The sequence below is a fragment of the Roseibium sp. M-1 genome (assembly GCF_054515675.1).
Window position 1 is genome coordinate 4,399,806 of the sequence record NZ_CM137257.1, and the last position, 26,251, is coordinate 4,426,056.

Below are 26,251 nucleotides of genomic sequence, written 5' to 3' on the forward strand. Positions count from 1 at the left end.
ATTGGATAGGCTTGCCGGATGCGATAAAGAGCAGCCATGAAGCAGACCCGTTCCGATCACCATAATGCGAAGTCGGCCTTGCGCAAATCAGCCCAATGGTGCGTCCGCCGCCCGATGGCCGCCACCGTAATCTATCTCTGCGCCGTGTCGCTGTTCTTCCTGAGTTTTCCGGGCGTCGATCCCTGGGCAAGCAGCTGGTTCCATTTCGGCAAGGACGGCTTCGCGGCCGAGAATGTCGCCTTCCTGCAGGATGTGCGTCATCTCGGGCCGTTTCTCATTCGGGTGATCGCGATCGTCTCGCTCGCCGTGCTGCTGATCAAGCTTCTCGTCCCAGGCCGTCCGCCCCTGATGCCGCTGCGCCAGCCGCTGTTTCTGCTGTCGACGCTGATCCTCGGACCAGGCGTCCTGGTCAATCTGATCCTAAAGAACAACTGGGGGCGGCCCCGGCCGCGCAACGTCGAGGAATTCGGCGGCGACCTGCCGTTTCAGCCTGTCTGGAAGATGACCGACTATTGCGACAGCAACTGCTCCTTCGTCTCGGGCGAAGCGTCGGGCGCCATGTGGCTGGTGGCGGTCGCGTTTCTGGTGCCCGCCTCCTGGCGCAAGGCTGTTCTGGCCTTCGTCCTGCCGTTGGGACTGATCCTTTCGGTCAACCGGGTCGCCTTCGGCGGACATTTCCTGTCCGACACGCTGATGTCCTGGGGGCTCACCCTGCTCCTGATCCTGGGCGTTCACTATCTGCTCTATCGCAGGACACCGCCTCTCGTCAGCGACAGGCAGCTGGACGAATGGTTCACGGTGAAGGGGCGCAGGCTGCAGCGGATCGTCCAGCGGCTTGCCGTGCGGCTGCGGAAAGCAACGCGAGGCGCGTTTCGGGTCTTTTCCGAACGCTGACCCAGATCAGCGGACGCGCAACCGGGTACGGTTGAGCGTCCAAAAGCTGATCGATCTTGAAGTGGTAGAGCATTTTATGTGCGTTCTCCTGAACGCGCGATGCTCTAGTCCTTGCGCGGCCGGGTCCGTTTCAGGATCCGGGCGAATTTCAGCGGTGACCGGTCTTCCACCCAGCTGATAGCATGGTTCAGCCGCGGCGTTCTGCGCCTGCGGCTACGCAACATGCGGGCCGCGCTGCGGCTGGTGCCGACGATAACGATCATGCCGAGTGCCAGAAGCGGAACGCCGGTCGGGATCGGCAACCAGACCGTCGCCAGGCCGGCGAGGATCAGCGCCGCCGCAAGGGACCACCACAGGAGTTTCATGTTTTAGCCAGGGAATCGACTGGGACAGCCACCCATACGCAGCCACTGAGACGGATTTATGAACGTGCCGGGCCGGCCGAAGGCGGTTCGTCCCGGGAAGCCTGGCTGGACAGCAACGCCTCTCCGCCGGACCTGATCATCCGGTAGACCTCCTCGAAGCCGTCCGGGCCGCCGTAATAGGGATCGGGCACATCGCGGGGCGGGTCGTTCAGAAGAAGCCGGATTGCAGCCGGTGCCGTGCCGGCCTTCGACCTGAGCGCAGAGAGATTGTCCCGGTCCATGGCGACGATGGTGTCGAAACGGTGGAAATCCTCCGCCACCACCTGCCGGGCGCGCTGAAATGAGATGTCGATGCCGTGCCGGGCGGCAACGTCGATCGAGCGGGGATCGGGTGGATTGCCCTGGTGCCAGGCGCCCGTTCCGGCGGAATCGATCTCGAACCGGCCGGTCAGGCCCGATTCCTCGACCAGCGCCCGGAAGACGCCCTCGGCCAGGGGCGAGCGGCAGATATTGCCAAGGCAGACAAAGAGGATTGATCGGGTCACGAGATTCTCCTGCGAACAGTTAGCGCCACCCTGGGGACATCCCGGGGCGAATGCAATCGCCTTGGGTCTGTAACGGCCCTAGATTAGGGTTGTCAGAGCGTTTGATGGAGGATCCGATGGCTGAGCGACTGAAACCCGAAGACCGCGCCGCGGGGCTGAAGCAACTGAAGGACTGGCACTTGTGTGAAGGTCGGGACGCCATCTCGAAATCCTTCCGCTTCCAGAATTTCCGCGAAGCCTTCGGCTTCATGACCCAGGTCGCGCTGGTGGCGGAGAAGATGAACCACCATCCGGAATGGTCCAATGTCTACCGAAGTGTCGACATCACGCTCGCGACGCACGATGTCGGCGGCCTCAGTCAGCTGGATCTGACTCTTGCGGCAGAAATCGACCGCATCGCCGGCTGATGACGCTGGCGGAGATCAGCCGCCCTTGGCGAGCAGGAAGCGATGACCGCCCTCGATGCGCTCTGCCTCCAGCAGCGTGTGGCCGTTTTCGCTGCAAAAATGCGGAATATCGATCTCGGCCATCGGGTCCGTGGTCAGCACTCTCAGCCGGTCGCCGCTCGCCAGCCGGGTGAGGGCCTTTCGCGTCTTCAAGACGGGCAGCGGGCATTTCAGACCCTTCAGGTCGAGCGTCGTTTCGTCTGTCACGCATGTCTCCCTGCAAATGCACGGTTTCCGGTCGCAAGCAGATTTCTTGCTGTCCCGGCAGGCACGCATTCATACAAGATTAGGAGTTCAAAACTAGTTTGATTTGCCAAGATAAGGCAGGTGGGTGCAGGACCGCGCGGAGGGATGAGCGGAAGCCGGAACTCCGGTTTCTGGATGGTCCCTGCCGGAAAGCTTTCAACAAGCCTCCAACGTCATGCTTTACTGCCTGAACCGCGCATTGCTGATTTTGTGCGGTTTTCAGGCGGCTTTCGGGGCGGCGTTTGCGACAGAACAGGGTAGGCAAATGAGAGTGGGATTTTGGAATTTCGCGGTGCTTGCCATGGCAGCGCTGCTTCTTCCATGCACCCCGGGCAGGGCGCAAGCGGCCGAAATCCAAATCGTCACCCAGAGTTTCGCGCCCCTGCAGTGGGACAATGAAGGCAGGCCCGACGGATATGTCTCCACCTACATGTTGGCCGTCACTGAGCGGGTGAACAAGACCTTGCCCGTCACCATCGGTGCCTATGAATTCCTGCCGTGGAAACGGGCGATGCTGCTGGCGGAAAGTGTTCCGAACGTCCTGTTCTTCTCCCTGTCGCGCACGCCTGAGCGGGAAGACAAGTTCATCTGGCTCGGTGAAGTGTCTCCTTACGGGCAGTATTTCTATCAGCTTTTGACCAAGCCGAAGATCGAGGCCAGCCGGATCGAAGACCTGCGGGATCTTGACGTCCGCATCGGTGTTCAGGATGGCAGCAACCTGCTGTCCTATCTCAATCAGCTGGGCTTCGAAGGCAGCGAGAACATCGTCCCGATCACCGATTTCCACCAGGGCATCGAGATGCTCTTTCTCGACCGGATCGACGTGTTGCCGCTGACGGGCTTCCTGGCGGAGGCGAGTGCCTGCAAGCAAGGATATGACGGCAGCCAGTTGCAGCCGGTGATCTTTGTCGAAGCGCTGGCGAACCCGCTCTGGGCCGTTTTCAGCAAGGGCACGGATCCGGAGCTGGTAGATGCCTTCAAGCGGGAGATGGCGGTGCTGAAGGCCGAGGGGTACCTGGAGGCGCAAACGCTGGAGCACCAGGTCAACTGGAAGACGCTTGCCTGCGGCGCCTTGACGGCGGGCAAATAATCCGGGCAGGTACCCCGGACGCTCCGTTCCTCCCCGATTCTCAAGGTGAATTTCATGACCGACCGGCCGATCTCGTCCCTCGATGTGCTCGATTTCTGGTGGCGGGCGGGGGCGTCGAAATGGTTCTCCGGCGGAGAGAAATTCGACAGCCATTGCCGAGAGATGTTTCTTGGGGCGATCGAGGACGCCATTGCCGGCAAGCTGGATCACTGGGCCGAAACCGCGGAAGGCACGCTGGCGCTCATCCTGCTGCTCGACCAGATGCCGAGAAACGTGTTCCGCGGCACGCCGAAGGCGTTTTCCGGAGATGCCAAGGCGCTGCCGATTGCCGAATATGCGCTGGCGCACGGCTTCGACCGGGCCTTTCCAACGGAAGTGCGGAATTTCTTCTATCTGCCGTTCGAGCATTCCGAAAACATGGCGCATCAGGAAAAATGCGTTGATCTCTGCCGTGTTCTCGGCGAGATGGAAGCCTATCACTATGCGCTGATCCATCTGGACGTCATCCGCCGCTTCGGCCGGTTTCCGCATCGTAACGCCATTCTTGGCCGGACGTCGACACCGGAAGAAACCGCTTATCTGGAGAGCGGCGGGTTCTCCGCCTGACGTATCGCGGTCAGCGCCAACCCTGAGACTTTCGGGCGAAAAGCCGCAGCAGTATCGGCCGGCGCGCGCCTTTGCGTCAGCTTCAGCATGTCTGCCACGCCCCCTGCCATCGGCCGGCGTTTATTCATGTTCCGTTAACGATTGAGCTCTCCCATCTGCCGCTATTTTATGCGACGGCAAGAAGTTTGGCATATTTGCATATTTTTTAATCTCAAATTTTCTGTCTGTTGAAATTTTGTGCAGAAAAACTGCCTCAAAAGCCATCACCCGAAACGCTGCTGCTTCCCGCAATGCGGGATCAAGCGGAGCGGAATCCCCGGGTTTCCGCCGATTGCCTGGCATAATCGCGGAGTTGGCACGGTCCTTGATTAGGAAGGGGCGACACCGGCCCGGAGTCACGCTGCAGCCACGCTGCGTGGTGCTGCCGAAGACCTGAGAAGATCCTTCCAGAGGGGGACGCAATCGGGCGCAGGTTCCGGGGTGGTTGGCCGAGCTTCTTCGACGGGAAGGGGCCTAAGCAAGGGGAATGGAACGAGCAATGAAAATAGTGATGGCCATCATCAAGCCGTTCAAGCTCGACGAAGTGCGTGATGCCCTGACCGGCATCGGCGTCCAGGGGCTAACGGTGACTGAAGTGAAGGGCTATGGCCGCCAGAAGGGGCACACCGAAATCTATCGCGGCACCGAATATGCCGTCAGCTTCCTGCCGAAGCTGAAGATCGAAGTCGCTGTGGATGCTGCCTCCGTCGAAAAAGTGGTCGAAGTGATCTCGAGCGCCGCCAAGACCGGCCAGATCGGGGATGGAAAGATCTTCGTCCACTCGATCGATCAGGCCGTGCGCATCCGCACCGGCGAGACCGACGCTGAAGCTCTGTGATTTAGGTAAGGAAACGTATCATGAAAAAACTAGTCGCTAAGGGCGCGACGTCGCTGGCCTTGCTGGGTCTCTCGGCTCTGCCCGTGCTTGCACAGGACGCAACAGCTGCTCCGGAAGTGCCGGCGGTGTCGCCGGAAGTCGCCTACATCTTCAACACGCTGCTGTTTCTGATCGGTGGCTTCCTGGTCATGTGGATGGCCGCCGGCTTTGCCATGCTGGAAGCCGGCCTAGTGCGGTCCAAGAACGTCTCCATGCAGTGCCTGAAGAACATTGCCCTCTATTCCATCGCGGGTCTGATGTTCTGGATCACCGGTTACAACCTCATGTATTCCGGCGTCGATGGGGGCTTCCTGGGCTCCTTCGGTCCCTACGCGTTCGACGCCGTCGGTGGCAACGCGCTCGATACCGGCTATTCCACGGCCTCCGACTGGTTCTTCCAGATGGTGTTCTGCGCAACCACGGCCTCGATCGTTTCCGGCACGCTTGCCGAGCGCATCAAGCTGTGGCCGTTCCTGATCTTCACGGTCGTTCTGACCGGTTTCCTCTACCCGATCACCGGTTCCTGGGAATGGGGCGGCGGCTGGCTCAACGGCGATTTCGTCAAGGGCATTGGCGGCGCTGAATTCTCCGACTTCGCCGGTTCCACGCTGGTGCACTCCGTCGGTGGCTGGGCAGCCCTGACCGGTGCGATCATCCTCGGTGCCCGTAAAGGCAAATACGGTGCGGACGGTTCCGTCCATCCGTTCCCGGGTTCCTCCATGCCGCTCGCAACCCTCGGCACGTTCATCCTGTGGCTCGGCTGGTTCGGCTTCAACGGTGCGTCCCAGCTTGCCATGGGTTCCATCGGTGACGTCTCCGACATCTCCCGCATCTTCGCCAACACCAACATGGCCGCTGCTGCCGGTGTCGTCGTCGCGATTGTCCTGACGCAGATCCTCTACAAGAAGGTCGACGTGACCATGGCCCTCAACGGTGCGCTGGCCGGTCTGGTCGCCATCACTGCAGAACCGCTGCAGCCGAGCGTGTGGGTTTCGGTCTTCGTCGGCGGTGTCGGCGGCGCCATCGTGGTCTTCGCGGTTCCGATGCTCGACAAGCTGAAGATCGACGACGTAGTCGGTGCCATCCCGGTCCACCTGCTGGCAGGTATCTGGGGCACGCTGATCGTTCCGCTGTCCAACTCCGACGCTTCCTACGTCACCCAGCTGATCGGCATCATCTCCATCGGTCTCTTCACCGTGGTCCTGAGCGGCGCCGTGTGGTTCGTCCTGAAAGCCTCCATGGGTATCCGGGTTTCCGAGGAGGAAGAAGCCCTCGGTCTCGACAAGGTCGAAATCGGTGTCGAAGCCTATCCGGAATTCGGAACCGGGTCCCAGCGCTTCTAAGGCAAGCGCTGAACCAAAATCTCCCAGGCGGTCTATTGGCTCAGACCGCAAACTTGGAAAGCCCGGGGGCAACCCCGGGCTCTTTTTTATGCGCGCGGTGCATCACCGTCCTGCTGCTTAAAAAAAAGCCTAATGATTAACAATTAAGCGGTCTGTTTGCAGGCAGCTCGCCTGCGCATCCGGGCGCTGCTTAAGAAATTGGCTAAAATCTGCGACTTTTTCGGACAATTGCCCGTTTGGCACGCAGTTTGAATACTTGTGGCTCCTGAGCGCATAAACAAACGGCAGATTGCCTAACTGGGGGTCAAAATGAATGCATCTGGGGTTGGCGGGGACGTCTTTTTCGTCCTCGTGGGGGCCATTCTCGTCTTCGCCATGCATGGCGGTTTCGCCTTTCTGGAAGTCGGTACCGTCCGGCAGAAGAACCAGGTCAATGCGCTGGTGAAAATCCTCGTCGATTTCGCCTTGTCGACGGTCGCCTATTTCTTCGTCGGTTACGCCGTTGCCTACGGCACCACCTTCCTGGTCAATGCCGCAACGCTGACAGGCGGCGGCGAGGGCTTTGAACTGCAGGGCCTGACCCTGGTGAAATTCTTCTTCCTGACAACCTTCGCCGCCGCCATTCCGGCGATCATTTCCGGCGGCATTGCCGAACGGATGAAGTTCTGGCCGCAGTGCCTGGCGACGGTCGCCCTGGTCGGCATTGTCTATCCTCTTTTCGAAGGCCTGGTCTGGAACGGCAATTACGGCTTTCAGGGCTGGCTGGAAGCGACCTTCGGTGCCCCGTTCCACGATTTTGCCGGGTCCGTCGTCGTGCATGCAGTCGGTGGCTGGATCGCACTCGGGGCGGTTCTGCTGCTCGGTGCCCGCAGGGGCCGCTACGACCGCAACGGCCGGCCCATCGGCATCCCGCCGTCTTCGCTGCCCTGGCTTGCCATGGGATCCTGGATGCTATGCGTCGGCTGGTTCGGCTTCAACGTGATGACGGCCGCCTCGCTGGAAAACGTCTCCGGCCTTGTTGCGATCAACTCGCTGATGGCCATGGTCGGCGGCATCCTCGTTGCCCTTTTCGTCGGGCGGGCCGACCCGGGCTTTGTCCATAACGGTGCGCTTGCGGGGCTTGTTGCCGTTTGCGCCGGGTCCGACGTGATGCATCCGATCGGAAGCCTTGCGGTGGGCGGCGTTGCCGGCGGCATCTTCGTCATCGGCTTCGAATTCTGCCAGAACAAGCTGAAGATCGACGACGTCCTCGGCGTCTGGCCGCTGCACGGCATCTGTGGGGCCTGGGGCGGCATTGCCGCCGGTATTTTCGGGCTGGAAGCACTTGGAGGTCTCGGCGGGGTCTCGCCGGTCAGCCAGATTATCGGCACGCTGCTCGGCGCGGCATACGCTCTTGGTGCCGGTCTGGTGGTCTATGGCCTTTTGAAGGTGTCGATGGGCCTGCGGCTTTCGCCGGAAGAGGAACACCGGGGTGCGGACCTGTCGATCCACAGGATCAGCGCCAATCCGGAGCACGACCTGGGCCGGTAACGGACTGCTCCAGATCAGCGGACGCACAACCGGAATCGGTTGAGCGTCCAAAAGCTGATCGATCTTAAAGCTCTAGGCCGCCGGGCTCGCAGCCAGAAGAAGCGCGGCGAGATTGTCATGGCTGTCGACGACCCTGTGGGCGCCGGCAGCCAGAAGTTGCTCGGCGTGGCCATCGTGGCTGTGGCCGCCGCCGACAAAGCCCCACACCGTCATGCCGGCCGCCAGGCCCGCCCTGACACCGTTGGAGCTGTCCTCGATAACGAGCGAACGGGCCGGGTCCACCTGCAGCTTCGACGCCGTGAACAGGAACAGGTCCGGTGCGGGCTTGCCGTTTTCCACCTGCTCGCCGGAATAGATATGCGGAGCGAAGTAGTCGTGCAGTCCGGTGTGCTGCAGCTTGTGGATCAGCCGATCCATGCGGGAGGAAGATGCGACCGCGCGGGGGCCTCTGTGAACGTCCAGAAGCTGCTTGATGCCGGCGATTTCCGTCAGCTCCCTGCTGATGCGCTCCAGCGTCGCCGCGTCGAGCTCCGGACCAAAGGTTTCGGGAAGCGGCCCTTTGCCAAGCGCACGGTGGTCGCCGTCAAGCGCTGCCCAGAAATCAACGCCGCTGAGACCCTGGAACCGGTCCATGAACTCCTTCAGCTCGTAATTCAGGCCGATCCGGGCCAGATGCTCGCGCTCCACGTCGACATAGATCTTTTCCGAATCGACCAGAACGCCGTCGCAGTCGAACAGGATCGCTTCAAATGACATGAGATATTCTGCCTTTCGGGCCGGATAAGAGACATTTGTGCCGGCGTGCCGGCGCGGGGGCAGGTCAGTGGGAGCCGTCGAACAGGCCTTTAACCACATGACGTTGAAACAATATGACAAGCAGGGCCGGCGGCAGGACCGCCAAGATGGCAAGCATCGCGCCGCGCGGGCTCGCGGTACCGAAAAACTGCATGCCGCGCACCAGCGTGTAGGCGCTTTCCTCGGATGTCACGATGACGGGCCAGAGATACTGGTTCCAGCCGTTGACGAAGAGCACCAGGAATAGGGCGGCGGCGGTCGGCAGCGACAGGGGCAGCAGGATATCCTTGAAGAACTTCAGCGGCCCGGCACCATCGAGCCTGGCCGATTCCAGCAGCGTGTCGGGAACGGTCATCAGGAACTGGCGGAAGAACAGCGTGCCGAGGCCGGAGGCGGCCAGCGGCAGGATCAGCCCGGCGCGGGTATTCACGAGGTTAAGCTCCGCCACAACGGCATAGGTCGGCAAAAACCTGGATTCCAGCGGCAGCAGCAAGGTCAGAAGCAGCACGGCAAAGATCGCGCTGGCATAGCGGACGCGGAAATAGATCAGGGCATAGGCGGCCAGAAGCGACAGCACCACCTTCAACCCGGCGAATCCGGCGCCGAGCAGCAGGGAGTTCCACAACATCGACAGCGCGGTGACGTCGCCGGAAAAGCCGAACCCGGCCTGCAGAAACGCGCCATAATTGTCGACAACACTGCCGCCGAGATCCAGCCGCGGCCTGACGGGACCGGATGCATGCGTTGTCGCGGCAAAAAGCGAATAGACCGGCAGCACCATGATCAGTGCCCCCGTGACGAGGATCAGGTGGTCGGCAAAAGAAGCGCGAAAGCGCCGCCAGGTGGGCATGCGGGACTTGTCCTGGGGTCAAACGTCAAAGCACGACGATGCCGGAATGTTTCGCCTTGTGCTCCGGCTCGACGTGAATGGTGATGCGGGCGCCGGGCACATCCCCGGCGATCGCCTGTTCTATACGGTCGCAGATTTCGTGGGCGGCGTCGACGGACATGGTGCCCGGAACCACAAGGTGGAAATCGATGAAGGTCGAACGGCCGGCCATGCGCGTTCTGAGGTCATGGGCTTCCAGCGCCCCCTCGCCTTGTTCGGAAATCTGCAGGCGGATTTTCTCGAGCACTTCGCCGGACGCCGCCTCGTCCATCAGGCCGCCGACGGATTCCTTGACGAGGCCCCAGCCGGACCACAGAACCGTCAGACCGACCAGCACCGCCAGTGCCGGGTCCAGCAATTTCCAGCCGGTCAGCATCACCAGGACGACGCCGGCAAGAACGCCGACCGAGCTGACCACATCGGTCATCAGGTGTTTGCCGTCCGCGACAAGAGCGGGCGAGCGGGCACTCTTGCCATAGCGCATGAGGTAGCGCGCCCACCCCCCGTTGATCAGGGCTGCCACCACATTCATGCTGATCCCCTCCGGCGAATAGACCGGACTGTCGCCGTGGACGAAGCCGATCCATGCAGCGCGGAAGATCGACAGTGCGGCGAGCACGATCATCACGCCGACGAGTACGGCGGCGAAATATTCAACCTTGTCATGACCATAGGGGTGATTGCTGTCGGCCGGCTTGGCAGCGAACCAGACGGCGGCCAGGGTCGCGATCGATGATGCGATATTGACGGTGGTTTCCAGAGCGTCGGAATAAAGCGCGACGGACCCGGTCAGGAGATAGGCGCCGATTTTCAGAGCCAGCACCAGAAGGCCGACAAAGATGCTGAAAAAGGCGATCTTGAGCCTGCGACTTAGGTCCATGCGTTCCCCCAGGGCCAATCAGCTTTCCCAGAAGGCTGGCAAAGCAGAGAACGTGGCCGGCGGAAGGGATGCGGATTCCGTGGTCGGGACGGCGTCCGGCCGGGCCGCGCAAGGGGTAACAGTTTTTCTGCTGCTTACAACCCGCGAGGCTGCCAGGAGATGCGATTTCCGGTGGGAATTGACTTTCGGCCACACCCGGAACGTTCGGCGCCGGGTGTGGCGGGGCATCAGGTGCAGTGGTTCAGGAGCCACCGGCCATGTCGAGCACGGCCGCGCCGATGATCTGCCCCGGGCCGTCCCGGTCTTCCAGCTGCACGAAAACCGCGCAGCGGACGTCTCCCTTCAGCATCAGTTTTGATTTGGGCATGCGGAAGGTCTCCTCGCCGCCCGACCACATGCCCATGGGTTGCAGATTGCGCACCACGTTGACATAGCGGATCTTGCGGCCGGCATTCTCGCCGCGGCCGATATCGACCAGGGCTTCGTCCTCGATCCCCAGGAAATAGATCGTCGCCATTCTGGCACTGGCCGGCAGGGATCCGCTCACCTTTGCCTGCACGACCATGTCGGAGATTTTCAGGTCGACGGTGGCGGTGAATGGCGCGGCGCGCGTCAGCGCATCACGCACGTCCCCCTCGCGGCTGCCGACCACGTGTTCCTCGCCATTGACGACCATCTGCGGCGTATAGACCGAGCGGTCGCCGCGCCGCGCCGCATAGGCGCGCTGGCGCTGGGAGTGGGCCGGGCTTGCAAGCGTGTCCTTCCAGCCGAGATAATCCCAGTAGTCGACGGGCATCAGCACGGTCAGGATATCCGCGTCTTCCTTGACGAGCCGTTCCGCCAGCTTGTCCGCAGGCGGGCAGGACGAACAGCCCTGGCTGGTGAAGAGTTCGATGACCTTTTCCGGCTGTGCGGAGGCCCCTTCCAGGGGGAGCGCCGAGGCGGCTATTCCCGCGGATATGACAAGCGCTGTTCGGAGGGCCCTGCCGGCCTTCCGGGAATACGATCCCACCATTTGGCTCTGTTCCTGTTTTGATTGAGCCCAAGATAGGCAAATGAGGGCTCAATCGCGAGTCACGAGGCGGTGACTATGGCGGCTTTTCGCTGTTTTCCCGTAAATGTGAGCAAGAGCCAACACGGCGTGTGCCAGCCTGCACGGATGCGCTCAGTCAGCCGCGCGGATCGGCCTTCACCTGGTCGAGCTGCGGCAGGAAGACCGAGCGGTATCTGGCGGGGTCCAGCGGGCCGATGAACTTGTAGCGGATGGTGCCGCCCGCATCGACGATGAAGGTTTCCGGAACACCGTAGACGCCCCATTCGATGGCCGTGCGGCCGGCCGTGTCGGCGCCGATGCGGGTGTAGGGGTTGCCGAGGCTGCCGAGAAAACGGCGGGCGTTTTCCGCCTTGTCCTTGTAGTTGATGCCGACAAGCTGGATGCCGTCGACCTTGGCGAGGTCTTCCAGCAGCGGGTGCTCCTGGCGGCATGGCACACACCAGGAGGCGAAGACATTGACGACGGTGACTTTGCCGATCAGGTCCTCACGGGTGATGCCGGGAACCTGCACGCCGTCCGCGGTCAAGCCTTCGACGGGCGGCAGGTCGAATTGAGGTGCGGGCTTGTTGATGAGGGCAGAGGGAATCTCCTGCGGATTGCCGCCAAGCATCAGTTGAAACAGGAACAGGCCCGCAAGGGCGGCAAAGACCACCAGCGGCAAGAGGACAAGAACCGGAAAACCACGTCTTGCCGGTTTGGGATCGGTTTCGGATGCGCTCATGATCGGCCTGAAGACGTTTCGGGGCGGGCCCTTGAAATGCCCTGGTCGGCAAGCTCCTTGAGGGCTTTCTCCTGCAGGGCCTTATCGATCCGCACCCAGGCGATCAGGCCGACGACGGTCAGGAAACAGAGCCCGTAGGAAGCAAGAATAAAACCTGCGTGGTTGCCGAGTTCCATGAACCTACTCCGCAAGCATGGCCGTGGCGGCCGCCGGTCCGGGCTGGGAGGCACTCGCCGCCCGCTGGCGCAGGGCCCGCACGCGCCGGCGCAGGATCTCGTTGCGCATGGCCATCAGGTGCAGCACGAAGAACAGCAGCGTGAAGGCGATGGCCATGACAAGCAGCGGCCAGAGGATGTCCGGATGGATGGTCGGGCCGTCCATGCGCACGACGCTGGCCGGCTGATGCAGGGTGTTCCACCAGTCGACCGAGAACTTGATGACCGGCAGGTTGAGCGCGCCGACCAGGGTCAGCACCGCAGCCGCCTTGCCGGCCTTGATCGGGTCTTCCATGGTGCGCCACAGCGTCATCAGGCCGAGATACATGATCAGGAGCACGAGGACCGAGGTGAGGCGGGCGTCCCAAACCCAGTAGGTTCCCCACATCGGCTTGCCCCAGAGCGAGCCCGTCACCAGCGCCATGAAGGTGAAGGCCGCGCCGATCGGGGCCGCGCTCTTGGCGGAAACGTCGGCAAGGGGATGCTTCCAGACCAGCGTGCCGAGGGATGATATTGCCATCACCGAGTAGCACATCATGGAAAGCCAGGCGGCCGGCACATGGATATACATGATCCGGACTGTCTGGCCCTGCTGGTAATCCTCCGGCGCCATGAAGAAGCTCATGTAGAGCCCGGCTGCGAAGGCGGCGACGCAAAGACCTGTAAGCCAGGGCAGCAGTATCTGCACCAGCCTCAAAAACCGCGTCGGATTTGCATAATCCCAAAATGCCATGGAACCGTTCTAATCGAGTGTCTCGTCCGCTTCAATGCACCAGTCTGCCGCAGCGCCGCATTGAGTTCGGTCAAGTCGGCTTCAGTCACCGGCAAACCTGAGCGCCGTTGCCGCCGCGACCGGGCCGATCACGGCGGCAATCAGCGACAGAGCACACAGGATCAGGAAGGGTGTCAGGAAGGGCACCGGGTCGTGAATGGCTGCATCCGCCGAACTGACGCCGAAGATCAGCACCGGGATGGCAAGCGGGATCACCAGCACGGCGAGCAGCAGGCCGCCGCGGCGCAGCGACACGGTGAGGGCAGCCCCGATGGCACCGATCAGGGTCAGGGCCGGAGTGCCGACGAGCAGTGTCAGCGTGACAGCCCCCATGGCGACCGGGTCGAGATTGAGGAAGATACCCAGCAGAGGCGCGGCGACGACCAGCGGCAGGCCGGTTGCCACCCAGTGAGCCGCGCATTTGATCAGCACCAGCAGCTCCAGCGGGCGCCCCGCCATCAGCATCAGGTCCAGCGTGCCGTCCTCGCGGTCGGCCTGGAACAGTCGGTCGAGACCAAGAAGCGTTGCCAGCAGGGCGCCGATCCACAGGATCGCCGGGCCGATACGCGCCAGGAGGTTCAGATCCGGGCCGACGCCGAAGGGGATGACAGTCACGACGGCCAGAAAGAACAGGACGCCGACCAGCGCGCTGCCGCCCACCCGGACGGCAAGGCGCAGGTCTCGCCGGAACAGCGCAACGGCCCAGCCACTCATGCTGCGTCATCCTCGTCCTGGGGTGCGGCCGGATCGGCGGCCTGCAGATGCAGCAGCCTGGTCGGTGCCAGTGCAAGCTCGTTGTGGGTCGCCGTCACGATCAGCCCGCCGGCCTTGAGATGTGCGTTCATCAGGCCGAGAAGCTGGGCTTCCGACGCCTTGTCGAGGGCGGAGGTCGGTTCGTCCATCAGCCAGAGAGGCCGCGGCGTCACCATCAGGCGGGCCAGCGCCAGCCGGCGGGTCTGGCCCGCGGAAAGAAAGCCTGCCGGCAGATGGGCGGTGTGGCCGATACCCAGAAGCTCAAGCGCGGCAAGCGGGGTCAGCGCCGTACCGGAAAACGCCGGAACATCGGCCGGGGCCATGAAACTCTGCCAGAAGGCAAGGTTTTCCAGAACGGTCAGCGCCTGCTTGACTGCATTCTGATGGCCGAAATAGTGCGCATGCTCCGGCGGTGTCCGGTCTGGTTCACCACCTTCCACCCGCAGCGCACCGCTTGCCAGGGGAACCAGCCCGGCCAGCGTGCGCAAGAGAGAAGATTTGCCGATGCCGTTGGCACCGGTCACGACGAGCGCGGTGCCGCTTTCCAGGGTGAAGGAAAGGTTCTGAAACACGCGGCGGCCGCCGCGGTCGATGGTCAGATTTTCTGCAATCAGCTTCAGGGAATGAGCTCCGGCGGCAGGGGTGAAGTCCCTTGTTAGTTGGCCGGACAGTTATGATGCAAGGAAAATTCCCCGCCTTGTCTTTTGTCAAAGGCGCGGGAATGCTTCCGGCGCGGCCCCGGTTCGAAACAGTTGATCTGAAACGGGACGTCCCGCGGTCTTGCGAACGCGGGAGGATTTTCAAGCCTACACCGCTTCCCGCCAATCTGACGGAAAGCGGATGTGTTCGGTGGTCGTTCGGATCCGCTTACTCGAAAACGGATGAGATCTGGTCGACGCTGACGCCTTCCTTGACCTCGCGCAGGCGGGCATAGATCAGGGCGACAAGGATACTGATGTAACCGGCGCCCAGGGTCGAGATCGCCGCGAACAGGATCACGCCGATCACCAGGCCGAAGGTGCCCGCGGTGGCGACGAGGCCGACGACGAACAGGGCGACGATATTGATGATCATCGCCAGGATGATCGCCAGGATAATCGCGCCGACGATCGGCCAGCGGTATTCCTTGGTCAGACTTGCGCTGCGGCCCATTGCGCCGAAACCAGCGCGCTCGATGACAATCACCGGTGCGATCACGGCAAAGACGGCATAGATCCAAAGGCCCGGGACGATCAGCAGCGCGAAGCCGATGGCGACCAGGATGGTGACGATGATGGTCACGATCGCGAGCGGAACGATGGCGCTGATCGCCGGGCCGACATACCGGCCGATTTGCACCGGACGCGACAGCTTGGCGTCATAAGCGAGCTGCACAAGAAGGGCAGTCGTGACGGCATAGACCACCATGTTGATAAGGAAACTCAGGATGGTGGCGACGACTGCGCCGGGGCCCGAGAAATCCTGCGGCTCCATGCCGAGCGCGACGTTGAAGCCGTTCAACGCGCCGGAAATCAGGAACCCGATCAGCGTCGGCACGAAACCGATGATGATAACCTGAAGAAACTTGCCGAAGAGGATCGAAAAACTTTCCCCGATGATGGACCCCACACCGAGGGGGGCCTTGGGCTGGCCCAGGGTTGCGTCAGTCATGAAATTGCTCCGTCCGGTTCAATAAAGATCTTAAATTGTGTAGTTCGAATTCCAGCCACGCCGTTCGGTCCGGCGTTCTTCTTGTTAATTCTCACCATAAATCCAATGCGATCGGCCTACAAGCACCGAGGTGTGAGCCTGCTGGCAGCAATTGCCAGGTACCAGGCCGGCCTCGGTAGGCCTTTCAATTCATCCAGGAAAAGCGCTGCCCCCTGTCAACGATATCAGTCGAACACCGCCACGATCTCGGCCATGCCGATGCCTTCCTTGATTTCGCGAAGCCGCGCGTAGACGAGCGCTGCGAGGATGCCAAGGAAGGCATAGCCGATGCCGGAAATGCTGACATAGACGAGGGATTCCAGCAGAGCGTTGCCGGCACTGAAGACGAGTTGGGAAAGAAATTTGGCCACACTGTCGACAATGCCGGAGAAGATGCCTGCCAGGAGGAGAGCCCCGGCGATCGGCCATCTGTAGTCTCGCGTGAGTTCGGCGCTGCGGCGCAGGGCCCGAAAGCCGCACCGTTCGGTGACGATGGCGGGAACCACCGCGATAAAGACCGCCTGAACCCAGAAGCCCGGAATGAGCAATGCAAGATAGGCCGGGATAAGCAGCAGGAGAACGACAAAACTCAGCACCAGAACGGGCAGAAGATTTGCGGCCAGGGTGCGCAGATATTTTCCGAACCTGACCGGCTGGCCGAGTTTCGCGTCATAGGCGAGCTGGGCGAACAGCGCGGTTTCCAGCGACAGAACAATGAAGCCGAACAACACGGACAGGGCGGTCGCAACGGCATTGTCCGAGCCGTCAAACAAGGAGGTGCCGTCCGTGAAACCCGTGGTGTTTTCGTTCAGATGGACTGTGAGCCAGTAGACCAGAAAATCCGGCAGGAAAAAAATCACCAGGATCGGAAGAAAGCGCGAGATGAGCACCGAAAAGCTGTCACTGATAAGCGCGCCGACGCCAAGGGGGATTTCCGTCGGCGTCTCGGGGGCGATTTCGGTCATCGGCAACTGCTCCTTGAAACGCTCCAGGTCCTGACCCCAGACCGGTCTTTTCTCACGCGTCTCCATCAGACTGAGCATAATGCTTGTTTTCCCGGCGGTCTCCAAAGAGCTGGCGCTGCTCCAGATGTTCGCGCTGGGCATTGTAGAAAGCCTGCAGGAATTTCAGCCGGTCCGCGGGCGGCACGGGATCCGCATACCCGATCTTCTTGCGGATCTTGTCCACGATCGCCTCGAAGGTCGCCTCTCTCTGCGTGGCGGCAAGGCCGGTCGGAACAGTGCTCTGGTTGCGCAGGAGCGTTTCCAGGGTTTGCAGTTCAAAGGCGCCGTAATGGTCGAGCTGATGGGTCAGGAAGACGAATTTCCGCTGCGTCTGGCTGAGGAGCGGAGCCTTTTCGGCGAGATCTGCCAGCAACACCGGCACGGGCAGGTGAATGACGTGGGTGCCGGCCATCATGTCCCCAAGCCGCTGGCGGTAGCGGTTCATCAGCGGGATTGCCAGCGCCATTACGATCCAGGCAAAGGAAGCAAGCGATTCCAGCGGGGTCGCGGCGTTCAGCGTCAACAGGAGTGTCGCCGGAAGGAAGATCTCAGCTTCCTTCATCAGGTTGCGCAGAACCAGGGCATGGGCCGTCAGCGGGCCACCGTCATGGGAGATTACCTTGATCTTCATCAGCTTCTTGCCGAGCGTCTGGCCGTTCCAGGCAAGTTCCGCACAGATGTAGTAAGGCACCCGGATCAGGAAAAAGAGCAGGGCGGCAACGGCGGTCCAGGTTTCAGGGCTCGTCAACTGAAAAGACCCGATGAGGATCAGCAGGCAAACTGCAGCAATCGTGGTCAGGATAATATCCGTGAGCTGCGCGGCGAAACGGACGCCGACGCCGGCAATCGGCAGGGTCAGCGCAACGCCTTCCGGCGGCAGCAGGATCGATGCCGACGGTCGGTCTTTTTTCTTTCGCTTCCAGAAGCGGAGCCTCATCGCCGTCCCCGTCCCTGTTTCTGGCCGCCCAGCAGGAACCAGCTCAGCCACAGGGCTCCGACGCCCCAGCCGATCAGAAGGCGCATGCCGAGATCCTGCACCAGCTGCCGGCCAAAGCCCTCCAGGAGGGCTGCCACGACCAGCATGAGCGCCGCGACGATCGCCAGCTTCACGGCATCGCGGCCGGCATGGCGCAAGGCATCCTTGCGCGAATATCTGCCCGGGAAAAGCACCGCCGACCCAAGCTTCAAGCCGCCCGCACAGGCAACGCAGATCGCGGAAAGCTCGGTCACGCCGTGGATGGAGAGCCAGCCGAAGAGATCGATCCCAAGGCCCCGGTCCACATGAAGGGCAAAGAAGGCTCCCAGAATGAGGCCGTTGTAGAAGGTCAGCACGACCGCCGGAGCGCAGACGAAGACGCCGAGACCAAAGACGAAGATCGCGATCCCGGTGTTGTGCGAAAAGAGATAGGTGGCAAAGGCGCCGAGCCCGCTTTGGTCGGGATCCGTCTGATAGATCACGGCGCGCAGGGATTCCGTTGTTGCGGCCGGAGACCGGCCGCCGGCCATTTCGGACGGCATGAAGACATAGAACCAGTCGTTGTTCTCGAAATAGAGCAGGTAGCCGGTCAGTGTACCGAGGGCCATGCACAGAAAGCCGAGCAGCAGGAAGAACCACGACCGCCGCATGGCCCGTGGCGCGCCCGTCGCGAGGAAGCGCTCGACCAGCCCGCCGAGCTGTTGCTGAGGAGCATAGACGCACAGATAGGCACGGGCGGTGAGGGCCTCCAGATAGCCGAGAAGCGCCTTGTCCAGCGAAATCTCGCGGGCAATCGCGAGCGACGTCGTTGCCTGCCGGTAGAGCGAGGCGAGATCGCGCGTCTCGGCAAAGGCCATTTTCTGCAGGCCTTTCTTCTCTGCGTCGCGAACTAGGGATTCAAGCCGGCGCCAGTCCGCCTCCCGTTCCTTGCGGAAGCGCGCGGAGCGCATGAGATCCTGATTGTCCATCAGATCAGCTCCCTGGCCTTGATTTCGAGATAGGCGGAAATGAGCCGGGCAGTCACATGGCCCGGCTTGGCATCGACAATCGTCACGCCCATGCGGCTGAGCCGTTCGAAGACGAGCCGGCGTTCGTTGATGGCCTGGTTGGCGGCGACCAGCCTGGCGGCGCCGTCGAGGTCTCCCGGGGCGGTGTCGACAAGGGCATCGAGGTCCGGGTCGCGCAAGGCAACGAAAATCAGAAGGTGGCGCTTGGCGAGGATGCCGATGTTCTCCACCAGCAGTTCGGCCGAGGTGGTATCGACGAAGTCGGTGAAGATGATGATCAGGCTGCGCTTGGGGGTCCGTGCATTGAGCTCCGTCAGGGCCAGGGTGTGGTTGGTCTCCCGGCTGACATAGTTGAGTCCCGCTGTCCAGCTGCGCAAGCGCGTGAAGGCGGTGCGGCCCGAGGTCGGCGCGGTGAAGGTGCGCGGCTTCACGTCATAGGAATAATACCCGACGAGATCGCCGCCGATGGCGGCTGCCCAGGCAGTGGCGAGCGCGGCGGTCACCGCATGGTCGATCTTCGGCAGGCCGCCGATCTCCTCGCGCATCAGATAGCCGTTGTCGAGCGCCACGATGACGTGGTGGTTCCGCTCCGCGCGCAGTTCCTTTGCGACGAGCGAGCGCCGACGGGCGGAACGCTTCCAGTCGATGGTCTTGATGTCCATGCCCGGCACGAAGTCGCGTAGCTGCTGGAATTCCGACCCCTCGCCGACTGCTCTGTTTTCCTTCACGCCATAGAGCGTGGAGAGAACCGTCGTGGTGATCTGGCCTGACTGGACCAGGCGAATGTTCGGCACCACGCGGATTTCCGCGCCGACCGTGAGCTTCGGCACGAATTCCAGAAGCTTCAGGCGGGACGTCCATATGAGCCAGATATTGTCGAGCTGCCACGTGCCGCGCCGCGCGGCCTTCACGGGGATTTCCGCGGCGGCGGTCCCCTCCGGACCGGGGCTGAAGGCAAATTCCTCCGCGCCGCGCAATCCCTCCGGCCATTCGAGCTTGGCTCTGAGGTCCAAAGGTGCCCGCTCGAGCTCCAGCCGCAGTTTGGCGGTCTCGCCGACGAAGATCTCGGCCGGTGCCTCGACCGCGAGCGACCTGGCTTTGCGGAAGGAGAGTGCCAGGTCCAGAACAGTCAGGACGCCGAGAGCCGCCCAGGGCACGATCGCAATGTCACGCGCGGCCCCGCCCGCGGTCAGGGCAAGGACCGACAGAACCAGGGCGCCCGCGCCGGCGGCGAGCAGTCTTTGCGATGGCCGGATCAGCGGGGGGCCTCGATCTGGTTGAGGATGTTTTCAAGAACCTGGGCCGGGCTGCGGCCCTCGATTTCCGCGGCAGGCCCGAGCACGATCCTGTGGCGCAGGGTCGGCACGAACAGCCGCTTGACGTCGTCGGGCAGCGCGAAGTCGCGGCCGTTGAGCGCGGCGGTTGCCCGTGCGGCACTTGCAAGCGCGTCGGCAGCGCGGGTGGACGCGCCGAATTCGATTTCCGAACTCTGCCGCGTCGCCCGGATGAGGCGCAGGATATAGGCCAGGATGCCGTCGTCCAGAATGACGCTGTCGACAAGGGCCCGGGATTCGGCCAGCGCGGCCGCGTCAAGCACCTTGGAGAGGCCTGCGGTTTCCAGACCGGCTTCCAGGGGCTTGGCGGCGTGCTGGCGCAGGATCGCCATCTCGGTCGCCTCCGGCGGGAAGTCGATCACCAGCTTGAACAGGAAGCGGTCGAGCTGGGCCTCGGGCAACGGATAGGTGCCCTGCTGCTCGATCGGGTTCTGGGTGGCGACGACGATGAACTCGCGGCCAAGGGAATGGTCGGTGCCGTCGATGGAAACCGTGCGCTCGCTCATAGCCTGCAGAAGGGCTGCCTGGGTCTTGGGCGGGGCACGGTTGATTTCGTCGGCAAGCAGCACCTGCGAGAACACCGGTCCCTTGGTCAGGACGAAGGCGTTGGTGCGGAAGTCGAAGATCGACGTGCCGAGCACGTCGCCGGGCATCAGGTCGGGTGTGAACTGGATGCGGCCGAAATCGAGATCGAGGGCAGCGGCGAAGCTGCGGGCGAGCAGGGTCTTGGCGGTGCCCGGAGGACCTTCCAGGAGCACATGGCCGCGCGCGAACAGCGCGACGAGGAGCAGCTCGATGATTTCGTCCTGGCCGAGAACGGTCCGGCCGATCTCCGCCCTGAGGGCGTCCGTCCGGTCGCGCAGCGCTTCAAGCGTCATGGGTTATCTGCTCCAAGATCAGTTCCAATTGGTCGATGTGATGAATGGCCTCGCCGGCAGTCAGCCGTGCGGGCAGTTTCCGGATGTTGTCCAGCACGCCCCGCAGCCGCGGCGCGAGCGCCGGATGCCGCCGCTCGGCATAGGTCACGAAGGCTTCCTCGCCGGAATAGTGACGGGCATGGCCGGGGCCGAACAGCGCCGAGGCGGTGGCGGCGATGCGCGCGCTGGCATATTCGCGGGTGAGGGCGCCGTCCTGGCCCGATCGGCGCATCAGCCGGGCGCGGGCGCGCACAGCCACATCCTTGCCGGCGCCGGGCGTGAGATCTTCGGACAGAACCGGGCCATAGCGGAGCGCGGCGCGCCAGACCGCGAGTGCCAGCAGGATCGCCGCACCGATCCACAGGGTCAGGAAAGGCGGGCCGAAAAAGCGGGCGAGATCGTCCCAGGTGCGTTTGCGCTCCGGCTGGGTCGTCGGGTCCCGCAGCCAGGAGGAGCGGCTGTAATCGATGATGATCGTGCGTTTGCCTGCGGTCGCGCCGATGAAATCGAGAGCGATCCTTGCATTGTCGCCAAGGCGAAGGCCGTGATTGTTGATTAGATCCGGATCGGACAGGATCAGGACGGTGTCTTGCAATGCATCCTCATCCAGATCGTCAAGCGGGCATTCGGCGAGCAGCATGGCATCGGCGGTGCCGATGACCGGAATGCATTCGTTGCTGCTGAAGGTCTGGGCCGCATAGATATCGGCGCGGAGGTCTTCCCCGTCTTCCGTGTCATAGCCAAACACTGTGAAGGGGACCCGGGCATCGGAGAGGGTCACTCTCTTGTCGCCCGTCAGCTTGCGGACAATCTTGTTCAACCGTTCTTTCTCGACCTTCAGCACCGGGTGGGCGAGGCCGGTCAGGCGCATGCCGCTGCGCCATTTCGGCAGCACCACAAGTGTCGTCACCCGCTCCGCCTTGCGGTTGATGACGCTGGCGGTCAGGTCGAATTCGTCCTGCTGCAGCAGCAGCTCTTCCTTGGTCTGCGGCGCGACGCGATCCGTTTCCGGCAACGTGTCATAGAGCGGGACGATCAGCAGGCCTACGGTTGTCTCGTCAATCGGCCAGCCTCCGGCGAAATTCTGCGCGCTGAGCCGGTTGGAGGCGAGCCAGACCTGCAGGCCGTCGAGCCCGGCGGGCGATTGGCGCAGGGTCTGCTGGCGCTGCGACAGCACATACCAGCCGCCGACAAGGACGACGGCACAGATCACCAGGATGATCGCCGTTTCCAGGCTTGGGCCACGCGGGCGGGTCTCGTGCGCCGTCTCGCTCATCGGGCTCCGGCTCCGAGCAGACTGCGGCAGCCGTCGACATGGTTGCGGAATTCCTCTTCGCTTACATCGCGGCCACCGAACTGAACCAGTTCGCAGGTCGTCACCAGGCGGCGCAGGACATCGCGCTGACCGGGCATGTCCGGGATGTGGCTGAGGGCGTCGCGTGCCGTCCAGCTGCGCTGCATCAGGATGCCGTGTGCGGCGACGGTCGTTGCAAGCACCTTCTGCGTCAGCAGCACCAGGGCCCGCCGCCGGTCCTGCATGCGCAGGATCTCCTCGAGAGAGGACAGCTTTTCCGCCCATGCCGGTGGTGTGCCGCTGCGCTGCGCCCGGGCGCTGTCCACGTTTTCACCCTCGCGCCGCAGCGAAACGGCCATTCTGCCGCCGTAGCGAAGAACGAGATAGGCTATGGCGGCCAGAACGGCCAGCACGACAAGGCGGGCGATCCAGGTGCCGGTGGTCACGGGGTCGTCCGCGGACTTGGTCGGGGCCTGAGGCTTGGGCGGTTCTTGCTTGGTGTCGAGCTTCGGCGGCGGCGCGGAAGGGTCGAAATAGGCAACATCCGTCTCGATGCCGCGCAGCCGCAGGGCATTCAGGTAGGCTTCGCCGGATTCGCCGATTTCAAGTTGTGTCCGGACCGCCTCCTGGGCACCCGGTTGAACCAGCGAGCCGGCGAGGAAAAATAATATACTGAAAAGAAATAACCGGCGCATGCCGGATTTCTTAGCGGCAACCCGGACCCCGCGCAATAGACAGCTCCTGCCAACGGGTTCGGGCCTTGAAATACAGCCGCGATTTCAGGTCAAGGCCAGCCGACAAACAGCAAAAGGCCGCCGGCACCAGCCTCTCCCGGCTTTCCAGCCAGGAAAGGTCAGGCACCGTCGGCCTTCAGAGGATCGGGTCAGGTTCTCCTAGAAATGAACCGACCGGCTGTCCGGGGACTTCTGCAGCGGCGGGGCGAACTTGGTGAGGTCGATCCCCTCCACGGCTTCCTTGTATTCCTCGATGCTCGGCGTGCGGCCGAGGATCGCGGAGAGAACCACGACCGGGGTAGACGCCAGCAGCGACTCGCCCTTCTTCTCGGCGCTGTCTTCCACGACGCGGCCCTTGAAGAGGCGGGTGGAGGTTGCCAGGACCGTATCGCCCTTTGCGGCCTTTTCCTGGTTGCCCATGCAAAGGTTACAGCCCGGGCGTTCCAGGTAGAGGATGTTTTCGTATTCGGTGCGGGCCGTCGCCTTGGGCGCGGCGTCGTCGAATTCGAAGCCGGAATATTTCTGCAGGATGCTCCAGTCGCCCTCTTCCTTCAGCTCGTCGATGATGTTGTAGGTCGGTGCGGCGACCACGAGCGGGGCCTTGAACTCGACCTTGCCGTTGGTCTTTTCCAGGTTCTTGAGCATCTGGGCGACGATCTTCATGTCGCCCTTGTGCACCATGCAGGAGCCGACGAAGCCCAGGTCGACCTTCTTCTCGCTGCGGTAATAGGAGACTGGACGGATCGTGTCGTGGGTGTAGCGCTTGGAGACGTCCTCGTTGTTGACGTCTGGGTCGGCGATCATCGGCTCGTCGATCAGGTCGAGATCGACGACGACTTCGGCGAAATATTTCGCATTGTCGTCCGGCTTGAGCGCCGGCTTCTCGCCGGAGCGGATTTCGGCAATGCGCTTGTTTGCCTTGTCGATCAGGCCCTGCAGCACCTTGGCGCCGTTGTCCATGCCCTTGTCGATCATGATCTGGATGCGGCTCTTGGCGATTTCCAGGGATTCGATAAGGGTGTCGTCGTTGGAGATGCAGATGGAGGCCTTGGCCTTCATTTCCGCGGTCCAGTCGGTGAAGGTGAAGGCCTGGTCGGCAAGCAGGGTGCCGATATGGACTTCAATGATGCGGCCCTGGAAGACGTTGTCGCCGAACTGCTTCAGCATCTGGGCCTGGGTCGCATGGACGACGTCGCGGAAGTCCATGTAGTCCTTCATGGTGCCCTTGAAGGTCACCTTGACGGATTCGGGGATCGGCATGGTGGCTTCGCCGGTCGCCAGTGCCAGCGCGACGGTGCCTGAGTCCGCACCAAAGGCAACGCCCTTGGACATGCGGGTGTGGCTGTCGCCGCCGATGATGATCGCCCAGTCGTCGATGGTGATGTCGTTCAGCACCTTGTGGATCACGTCCGTCATCGGGTGATAGACGTTCTTCGGATCGCGCGCGGTGATGAGGCCGAACCCGTTCATGAAGCTCATCAGCTTCGGGATGTTGGCCTGGGCCTTCAGGTCCCAGACGGAGGCCGTGTGGCAGCCGGACTGGTAGGCACCGTCGACGGTCGGCGAAATCACGGTCGCCGCCATCGCTTCCAGTTCCTGGGCCGTCATCAGGCCGGTGGTGTCCTGGGAGCCGACGATGTTCACCTTGACGCGGACGTCGGAGCCCGCGTGCAGGACCTTGCCGCTGGTGACGCCGACGGCGTTCTTGTTGAAGATCTTTTCAACGGCCGTCAGGCCCTGGCCTTCGTGCGAAACTTCCTTGTTGGGCGCAAAAACGGGCGCCGGTTCGACGCCGAGGGTCTCGGCGGCAAAGCTCTGCAGCATCTTGCCGAAGACGATGGCGTAGGAGCCGCCGGCCTTCATGAACTCGACCTTCTGCGGCGTGAAGGCGGAGGCAATGTCGGCCAGCTCTTCGTCGCCCGCGTCGTTGCAGAGCTTCCTGGTCCTGGTGTTGATGGTCAGCACCGTGCCCGTCTCGACGGAGTATTTCTGCTCCAGGATCGGGCTTTCGTCATTGTTCAGGATCGGCTTGCCGTCGTCGCCCAGTTTCTTGACCCAGTTCTTCAGGTCAATGCCGATGCCGCCGGTGACGCCCACCGTCGTCAGGAAGATCGGCGAAATGCCGTTGGTGCCGGCAACGACCGGGGCGATGTTGACGAAGGGCACGTAGGGGCTGGCTTGCTTGCCGGTCCACAGGGCGACGTTGTTGACGCCGGACATGCGCGAGGAGCCGACGCCCATCGTTCCCTTTTCGGCGATCAGCATGACGCGCTTGCCGGGGTGCTGCAGCTTCAGCGCCTCGATTTCCTTCTGAGCCGCTTCGGAGATCATGCACTTGCCGTGCAGCTCACGGTCGGAGCGGGAGTGGGCCTGGTTGCCCGGGGAAAGAAGGTCGGTGGAAATGTCGCCTTCGGCGGCAACATAGGTGACGACCTTGATCTCGTCCTCGATGTCCGGAAGCTTGGTGAAGAACTCGGCCGCGGCGTAGCTCTCCAGGATTTCCCGGGCGATCGGGTTGCCGGCGTCAAAGGCGGCCTTCAGGCGCGACGTGTCGGCATCATAGAGGAAGACCTGGGTCTTCAGCACTTCGGCGGCGTTCCTGGCAATCGCCTGATCGTCGCCCAGAGCCAGATCGAGCAGAACCTCGACCGACGGGCCGCCCTTCATGTGGAACAGCAGCTCGAAGGCAAAGGCCGGCGTGATTTCCGCAACCACTGCGCTGCCGAGAATGATCTCCTTCAGGAACTTCGCCTTGGCGCCGGCAGCGCTCGTGGTGCCGGGCAGCGTGTTGTAGATGAAGAAGTTGAGCGAGTCGGCCCGGTGTTCGTTGCCGGTGTCCTTGATCTGCGCGACGATCTCCTCGACCAGCGCAGCGTCCTCGATGGGCTTGGGATGCAGGCCCTGGCCTTTGCGGGCTTCGATCTCTTTAAGGTAGTCTGAATACAAGCTCATGATGGTCCCGGCGTCCTCAAGTTAGATGAAGCTTGCTCCCGGACGCCGTTACTCGGACGCACCGGATTAAGCTGGCTGTGCGCGGTCTTAATTCAGTATACAATGGTATGCAATATCTTTCCAAAGATTCTGTGAAGGATCGAGCCGGCTTGCCGTTCAAGCAGCTGCATGACATCAAAAAATCCGGCCTAGTGGAGCGAATTTGACATTTGAGTCCCGCTCGCGGTTAGGCTGATGCTCAAATGTCAAATTCAAAAGCTCCACTAGAACCATATATTTATCTA

The 26,251-nt window shown here is 62.4% G+C and carries 28 protein-coding genes; 7 read left to right on the forward strand and 21 right to left on the reverse strand.

The window, feature by feature from the left end; all coding sequences use genetic code 11:
* Positions 1 to 36: 36 nt before the first annotated feature.
* The gene (locus ACX3M4_RS19975) at positions 37 to 894 is read left to right on the forward strand and encodes a phosphatase PAP2 family protein (protein WP_459354739.1); all 858 of its coding nucleotides are present in this window, start codon (positions 37 to 39) and stop codon (positions 892 to 894) included.
* A gap of 104 nt (positions 895 to 998) precedes the next feature.
* Here ACX3M4_RS19975 and ACX3M4_RS19980 read toward each other — a convergent pair whose 3' ends face one another.
* Together ACX3M4_RS19980 and ACX3M4_RS19985 are read right to left on the reverse strand one after the other, a co-directional pair.
* Positions 999 to 1,259 (reverse strand): hypothetical protein, encoded by a 261-nt coding sequence (locus tag ACX3M4_RS19980; protein WP_459354740.1) that lies wholly within the window; start codon positions 1,257 to 1,259, stop codon positions 999 to 1,001.
* A gap of 56 nt (positions 1,260 to 1,315) precedes the next feature.
* The gene (locus ACX3M4_RS19985; protein WP_459354741.1) at positions 1,316 to 1,804 is read right to left on the reverse strand and encodes a low molecular weight protein-tyrosine-phosphatase; all 489 of its coding nucleotides are present in this window, start codon (positions 1,802 to 1,804) and stop codon (positions 1,316 to 1,318) included.
* A gap of 116 nt (positions 1,805 to 1,920) precedes the next feature.
* Between ACX3M4_RS19985 and ACX3M4_RS19990 the strand changes: the two genes are divergently transcribed.
* The gene (locus tag ACX3M4_RS19990) at positions 1,921 to 2,211 is read left to right on the forward strand and encodes a 4a-hydroxytetrahydrobiopterin dehydratase (RefSeq protein ID WP_459354742.1); all 291 of its coding nucleotides are present in this window, start codon (positions 1,921 to 1,923) and stop codon (positions 2,209 to 2,211) included.
* A gap of 15 nt (positions 2,212 to 2,226) precedes the next feature.
* Here the strand turns inward: ACX3M4_RS19990 and ACX3M4_RS19995 are convergent, their stop codons facing one another.
* A complete protein-coding gene (locus ACX3M4_RS19995; RefSeq protein WP_459354743.1) occupies positions 2,227 to 2,457 on the reverse strand; it encodes a sulfurtransferase TusA family protein in 231 nt (76 codons plus the stop codon).
* A 304-nt stretch (positions 2,458 to 2,761) separates the two neighbouring features.
* On the opposite strand from ACX3M4_RS19995, the gene ACX3M4_RS20000 reads away from it, so the two are divergent.
* The 5 genes from ACX3M4_RS20000 (at position 2,762) to ACX3M4_RS20020 (ending at position 7,981) form a co-directional block, all read left to right on the forward strand.
* Positions 2,762 to 3,586 (forward strand): substrate-binding periplasmic protein, encoded by an 825-nt coding sequence (locus ACX3M4_RS20000; protein WP_459354744.1) that lies wholly within the window; start codon positions 2,762 to 2,764, stop codon positions 3,584 to 3,586.
* 54 nt (positions 3,587 to 3,640) lie between these two features.
* Positions 3,641 to 4,192 (forward strand): DUF924 family protein, encoded by a 552-nt coding sequence (locus tag ACX3M4_RS20005; RefSeq protein ID WP_459354745.1) that lies wholly within the window; start codon positions 3,641 to 3,643, stop codon positions 4,190 to 4,192.
* 538 nt (positions 4,193 to 4,730) lie between these two features.
* Complete coding sequence (locus tag ACX3M4_RS20010; protein ID WP_459354746.1) at positions 4,731 to 5,069, forward strand: P-II family nitrogen regulator; 339 nt, start codon at positions 4,731 to 4,733, stop codon at positions 5,067 to 5,069.
* A 20-nt stretch (positions 5,070 to 5,089) separates the two neighbouring features.
* A complete protein-coding gene (locus ACX3M4_RS20015; protein ID WP_459354747.1) occupies positions 5,090 to 6,451 on the forward strand; it encodes an ammonium transporter in 1,362 nt (453 codons plus the stop codon).
* 309 nt (positions 6,452 to 6,760) lie between these two features.
* The gene (locus ACX3M4_RS20020) at positions 6,761 to 7,981 is read left to right on the forward strand and encodes an ammonium transporter (RefSeq protein ID WP_459354748.1); all 1,221 of its coding nucleotides are present in this window, start codon (positions 6,761 to 6,763) and stop codon (positions 7,979 to 7,981) included.
* Positions 7,982 to 8,053: 72 nt separating this feature from the next.
* Here ACX3M4_RS20020 and ACX3M4_RS20025 read toward each other — a convergent pair whose 3' ends face one another.
* The 18 genes from ACX3M4_RS20025 to ACX3M4_RS20110 all read right to left on the reverse strand — a co-directional run bounded on the left by ACX3M4_RS20025 (position 8,054) and on the right by ACX3M4_RS20110 (position 25,967).
* Positions 8,054 to 8,737 carry an HAD family hydrolase gene (locus tag ACX3M4_RS20025; RefSeq protein ID WP_459354749.1) on the reverse strand — a complete coding sequence of 228 codons (684 nt, stop codon included), beginning with the start codon at positions 8,735 to 8,737 and terminating at the stop codon, positions 8,054 to 8,056.
* A gap of 64 nt (positions 8,738 to 8,801) precedes the next feature.
* On the reverse strand, positions 8,802 to 9,626 hold the full coding sequence (locus ACX3M4_RS20030) for an ABC transporter permease subunit (RefSeq protein WP_459354750.1): 825 nt from the start codon (positions 9,624 to 9,626) through the stop codon (positions 8,802 to 8,804).
* A 25-nt stretch (positions 9,627 to 9,651) separates the two neighbouring features.
* Positions 9,652 to 10,545, reverse strand: a complete 894-nt coding sequence (locus ACX3M4_RS20035) for a cation diffusion facilitator family transporter (RefSeq protein ID WP_459354751.1) — start codon at positions 10,543 to 10,545, stop codon at positions 9,652 to 9,654.
* A 241-nt stretch (positions 10,546 to 10,786) separates the two neighbouring features.
* Positions 10,787 to 11,560, reverse strand: coding sequence for a DUF1223 domain-containing protein (locus ACX3M4_RS20040; RefSeq protein ID WP_459354752.1), 774 nt, complete (start codon positions 11,558 to 11,560; stop codon positions 10,787 to 10,789).
* A gap of 154 nt (positions 11,561 to 11,714) precedes the next feature.
* The gene (locus ACX3M4_RS20045; RefSeq protein WP_459354753.1) at positions 11,715 to 12,320 is read right to left on the reverse strand and encodes a DsbE family thiol:disulfide interchange protein; all 606 of its coding nucleotides are present in this window, start codon (positions 12,318 to 12,320) and stop codon (positions 11,715 to 11,717) included.
* The gene (gene ccmD, locus ACX3M4_RS20050) at positions 12,317 to 12,496 is read right to left on the reverse strand and encodes a heme exporter protein CcmD (RefSeq protein ID WP_459354754.1); all 180 of its coding nucleotides are present in this window, start codon (positions 12,494 to 12,496) and stop codon (positions 12,317 to 12,319) included. Before ccmD ends, ACX3M4_RS20045 begins: the two co-directional genes overlap by 4 nt.
* 4 nt (positions 12,497 to 12,500) lie before the next feature.
* Positions 12,501 to 13,268 carry a heme ABC transporter permease gene (locus ACX3M4_RS20055; RefSeq protein WP_459354755.1) on the reverse strand — a complete coding sequence of 256 codons (768 nt, stop codon included), beginning with the start codon at positions 13,266 to 13,268 and terminating at the stop codon, positions 12,501 to 12,503.
* 81 nt (positions 13,269 to 13,349) lie between these two features.
* Positions 13,350 to 14,021, reverse strand: coding sequence for a heme exporter protein CcmB (ccmB, locus tag ACX3M4_RS20060; RefSeq protein WP_459354756.1), 672 nt, complete (start codon positions 14,019 to 14,021; stop codon positions 13,350 to 13,352).
* Positions 14,018 to 14,680, reverse strand: coding sequence for a heme ABC exporter ATP-binding protein CcmA (gene ccmA / locus ACX3M4_RS20065; RefSeq protein ID WP_459359469.1), 663 nt, complete (start codon positions 14,678 to 14,680; stop codon positions 14,018 to 14,020). The genes ccmB and ccmA overlap by 4 nt, the downstream gene beginning before the upstream one ends.
* A 247-nt stretch (positions 14,681 to 14,927) precedes the next feature.
* The gene (locus ACX3M4_RS20070; protein ID WP_459354757.1) at positions 14,928 to 15,710 is read right to left on the reverse strand and encodes a hypothetical protein; all 783 of its coding nucleotides are present in this window, start codon (positions 15,708 to 15,710) and stop codon (positions 14,928 to 14,930) included.
* Between the two features lie 224 nt (positions 15,711 to 15,934).
* Complete coding sequence (locus ACX3M4_RS20075; RefSeq protein ID WP_459354758.1) at positions 15,935 to 16,792, reverse strand: hypothetical protein; 858 nt, start codon at positions 16,790 to 16,792, stop codon at positions 15,935 to 15,937.
* Positions 16,767 to 17,690 carry an RDD family protein gene (locus ACX3M4_RS20080; RefSeq protein ID WP_459354759.1) on the reverse strand — a complete coding sequence of 308 codons (924 nt, stop codon included), beginning with the start codon at positions 17,688 to 17,690 and terminating at the stop codon, positions 16,767 to 16,769. The genes ACX3M4_RS20075 and ACX3M4_RS20080 overlap by 26 nt, the downstream gene beginning before the upstream one ends.
* On the reverse strand, positions 17,687 to 18,697 hold the full coding sequence (locus ACX3M4_RS20085) for a stage II sporulation protein M (protein ID WP_459354760.1): 1,011 nt from the start codon (positions 18,695 to 18,697) through the stop codon (positions 17,687 to 17,689). Before ACX3M4_RS20085 ends, ACX3M4_RS20080 begins: the two co-directional genes overlap by 4 nt.
* Complete coding sequence (locus tag ACX3M4_RS20090; RefSeq protein WP_459354761.1) at positions 18,697 to 19,893, reverse strand: DUF58 domain-containing protein; 1,197 nt, start codon at positions 19,891 to 19,893, stop codon at positions 18,697 to 18,699. Before ACX3M4_RS20090 ends, ACX3M4_RS20085 begins: the two co-directional genes overlap by 1 nt.
* A gap of 98 nt (positions 19,894 to 19,991) precedes the next feature.
* Positions 19,992 to 20,948: an AAA family ATPase gene (locus ACX3M4_RS20095; protein ID WP_459354762.1), complete on the reverse strand. Its 957-nt coding sequence runs from the start codon at positions 20,946 to 20,948 to the stop codon at positions 19,992 to 19,994.
* Positions 20,938 to 22,263, reverse strand: coding sequence for a hypothetical protein (locus tag ACX3M4_RS20100; RefSeq protein WP_459354763.1), 1,326 nt, complete (start codon positions 22,261 to 22,263; stop codon positions 20,938 to 20,940). Before ACX3M4_RS20100 ends, ACX3M4_RS20095 begins: the two co-directional genes overlap by 11 nt.
* Positions 22,260 to 22,976, reverse strand: a complete 717-nt coding sequence (locus ACX3M4_RS20105; protein WP_459354764.1) for a DUF4129 domain-containing protein — start codon at positions 22,974 to 22,976, stop codon at positions 22,260 to 22,262. Before ACX3M4_RS20105 ends, ACX3M4_RS20100 begins: the two co-directional genes overlap by 4 nt.
* A gap of 198 nt (positions 22,977 to 23,174) precedes the next feature.
* A complete protein-coding gene (locus ACX3M4_RS20110; protein WP_459354765.1) occupies positions 23,175 to 25,967 on the reverse strand; it encodes a bifunctional aconitate hydratase 2/2-methylisocitrate dehydratase in 2,793 nt (930 codons plus the stop codon).
* Between the last annotated feature and the right edge of the window lie 284 nt (positions 25,968 to 26,251).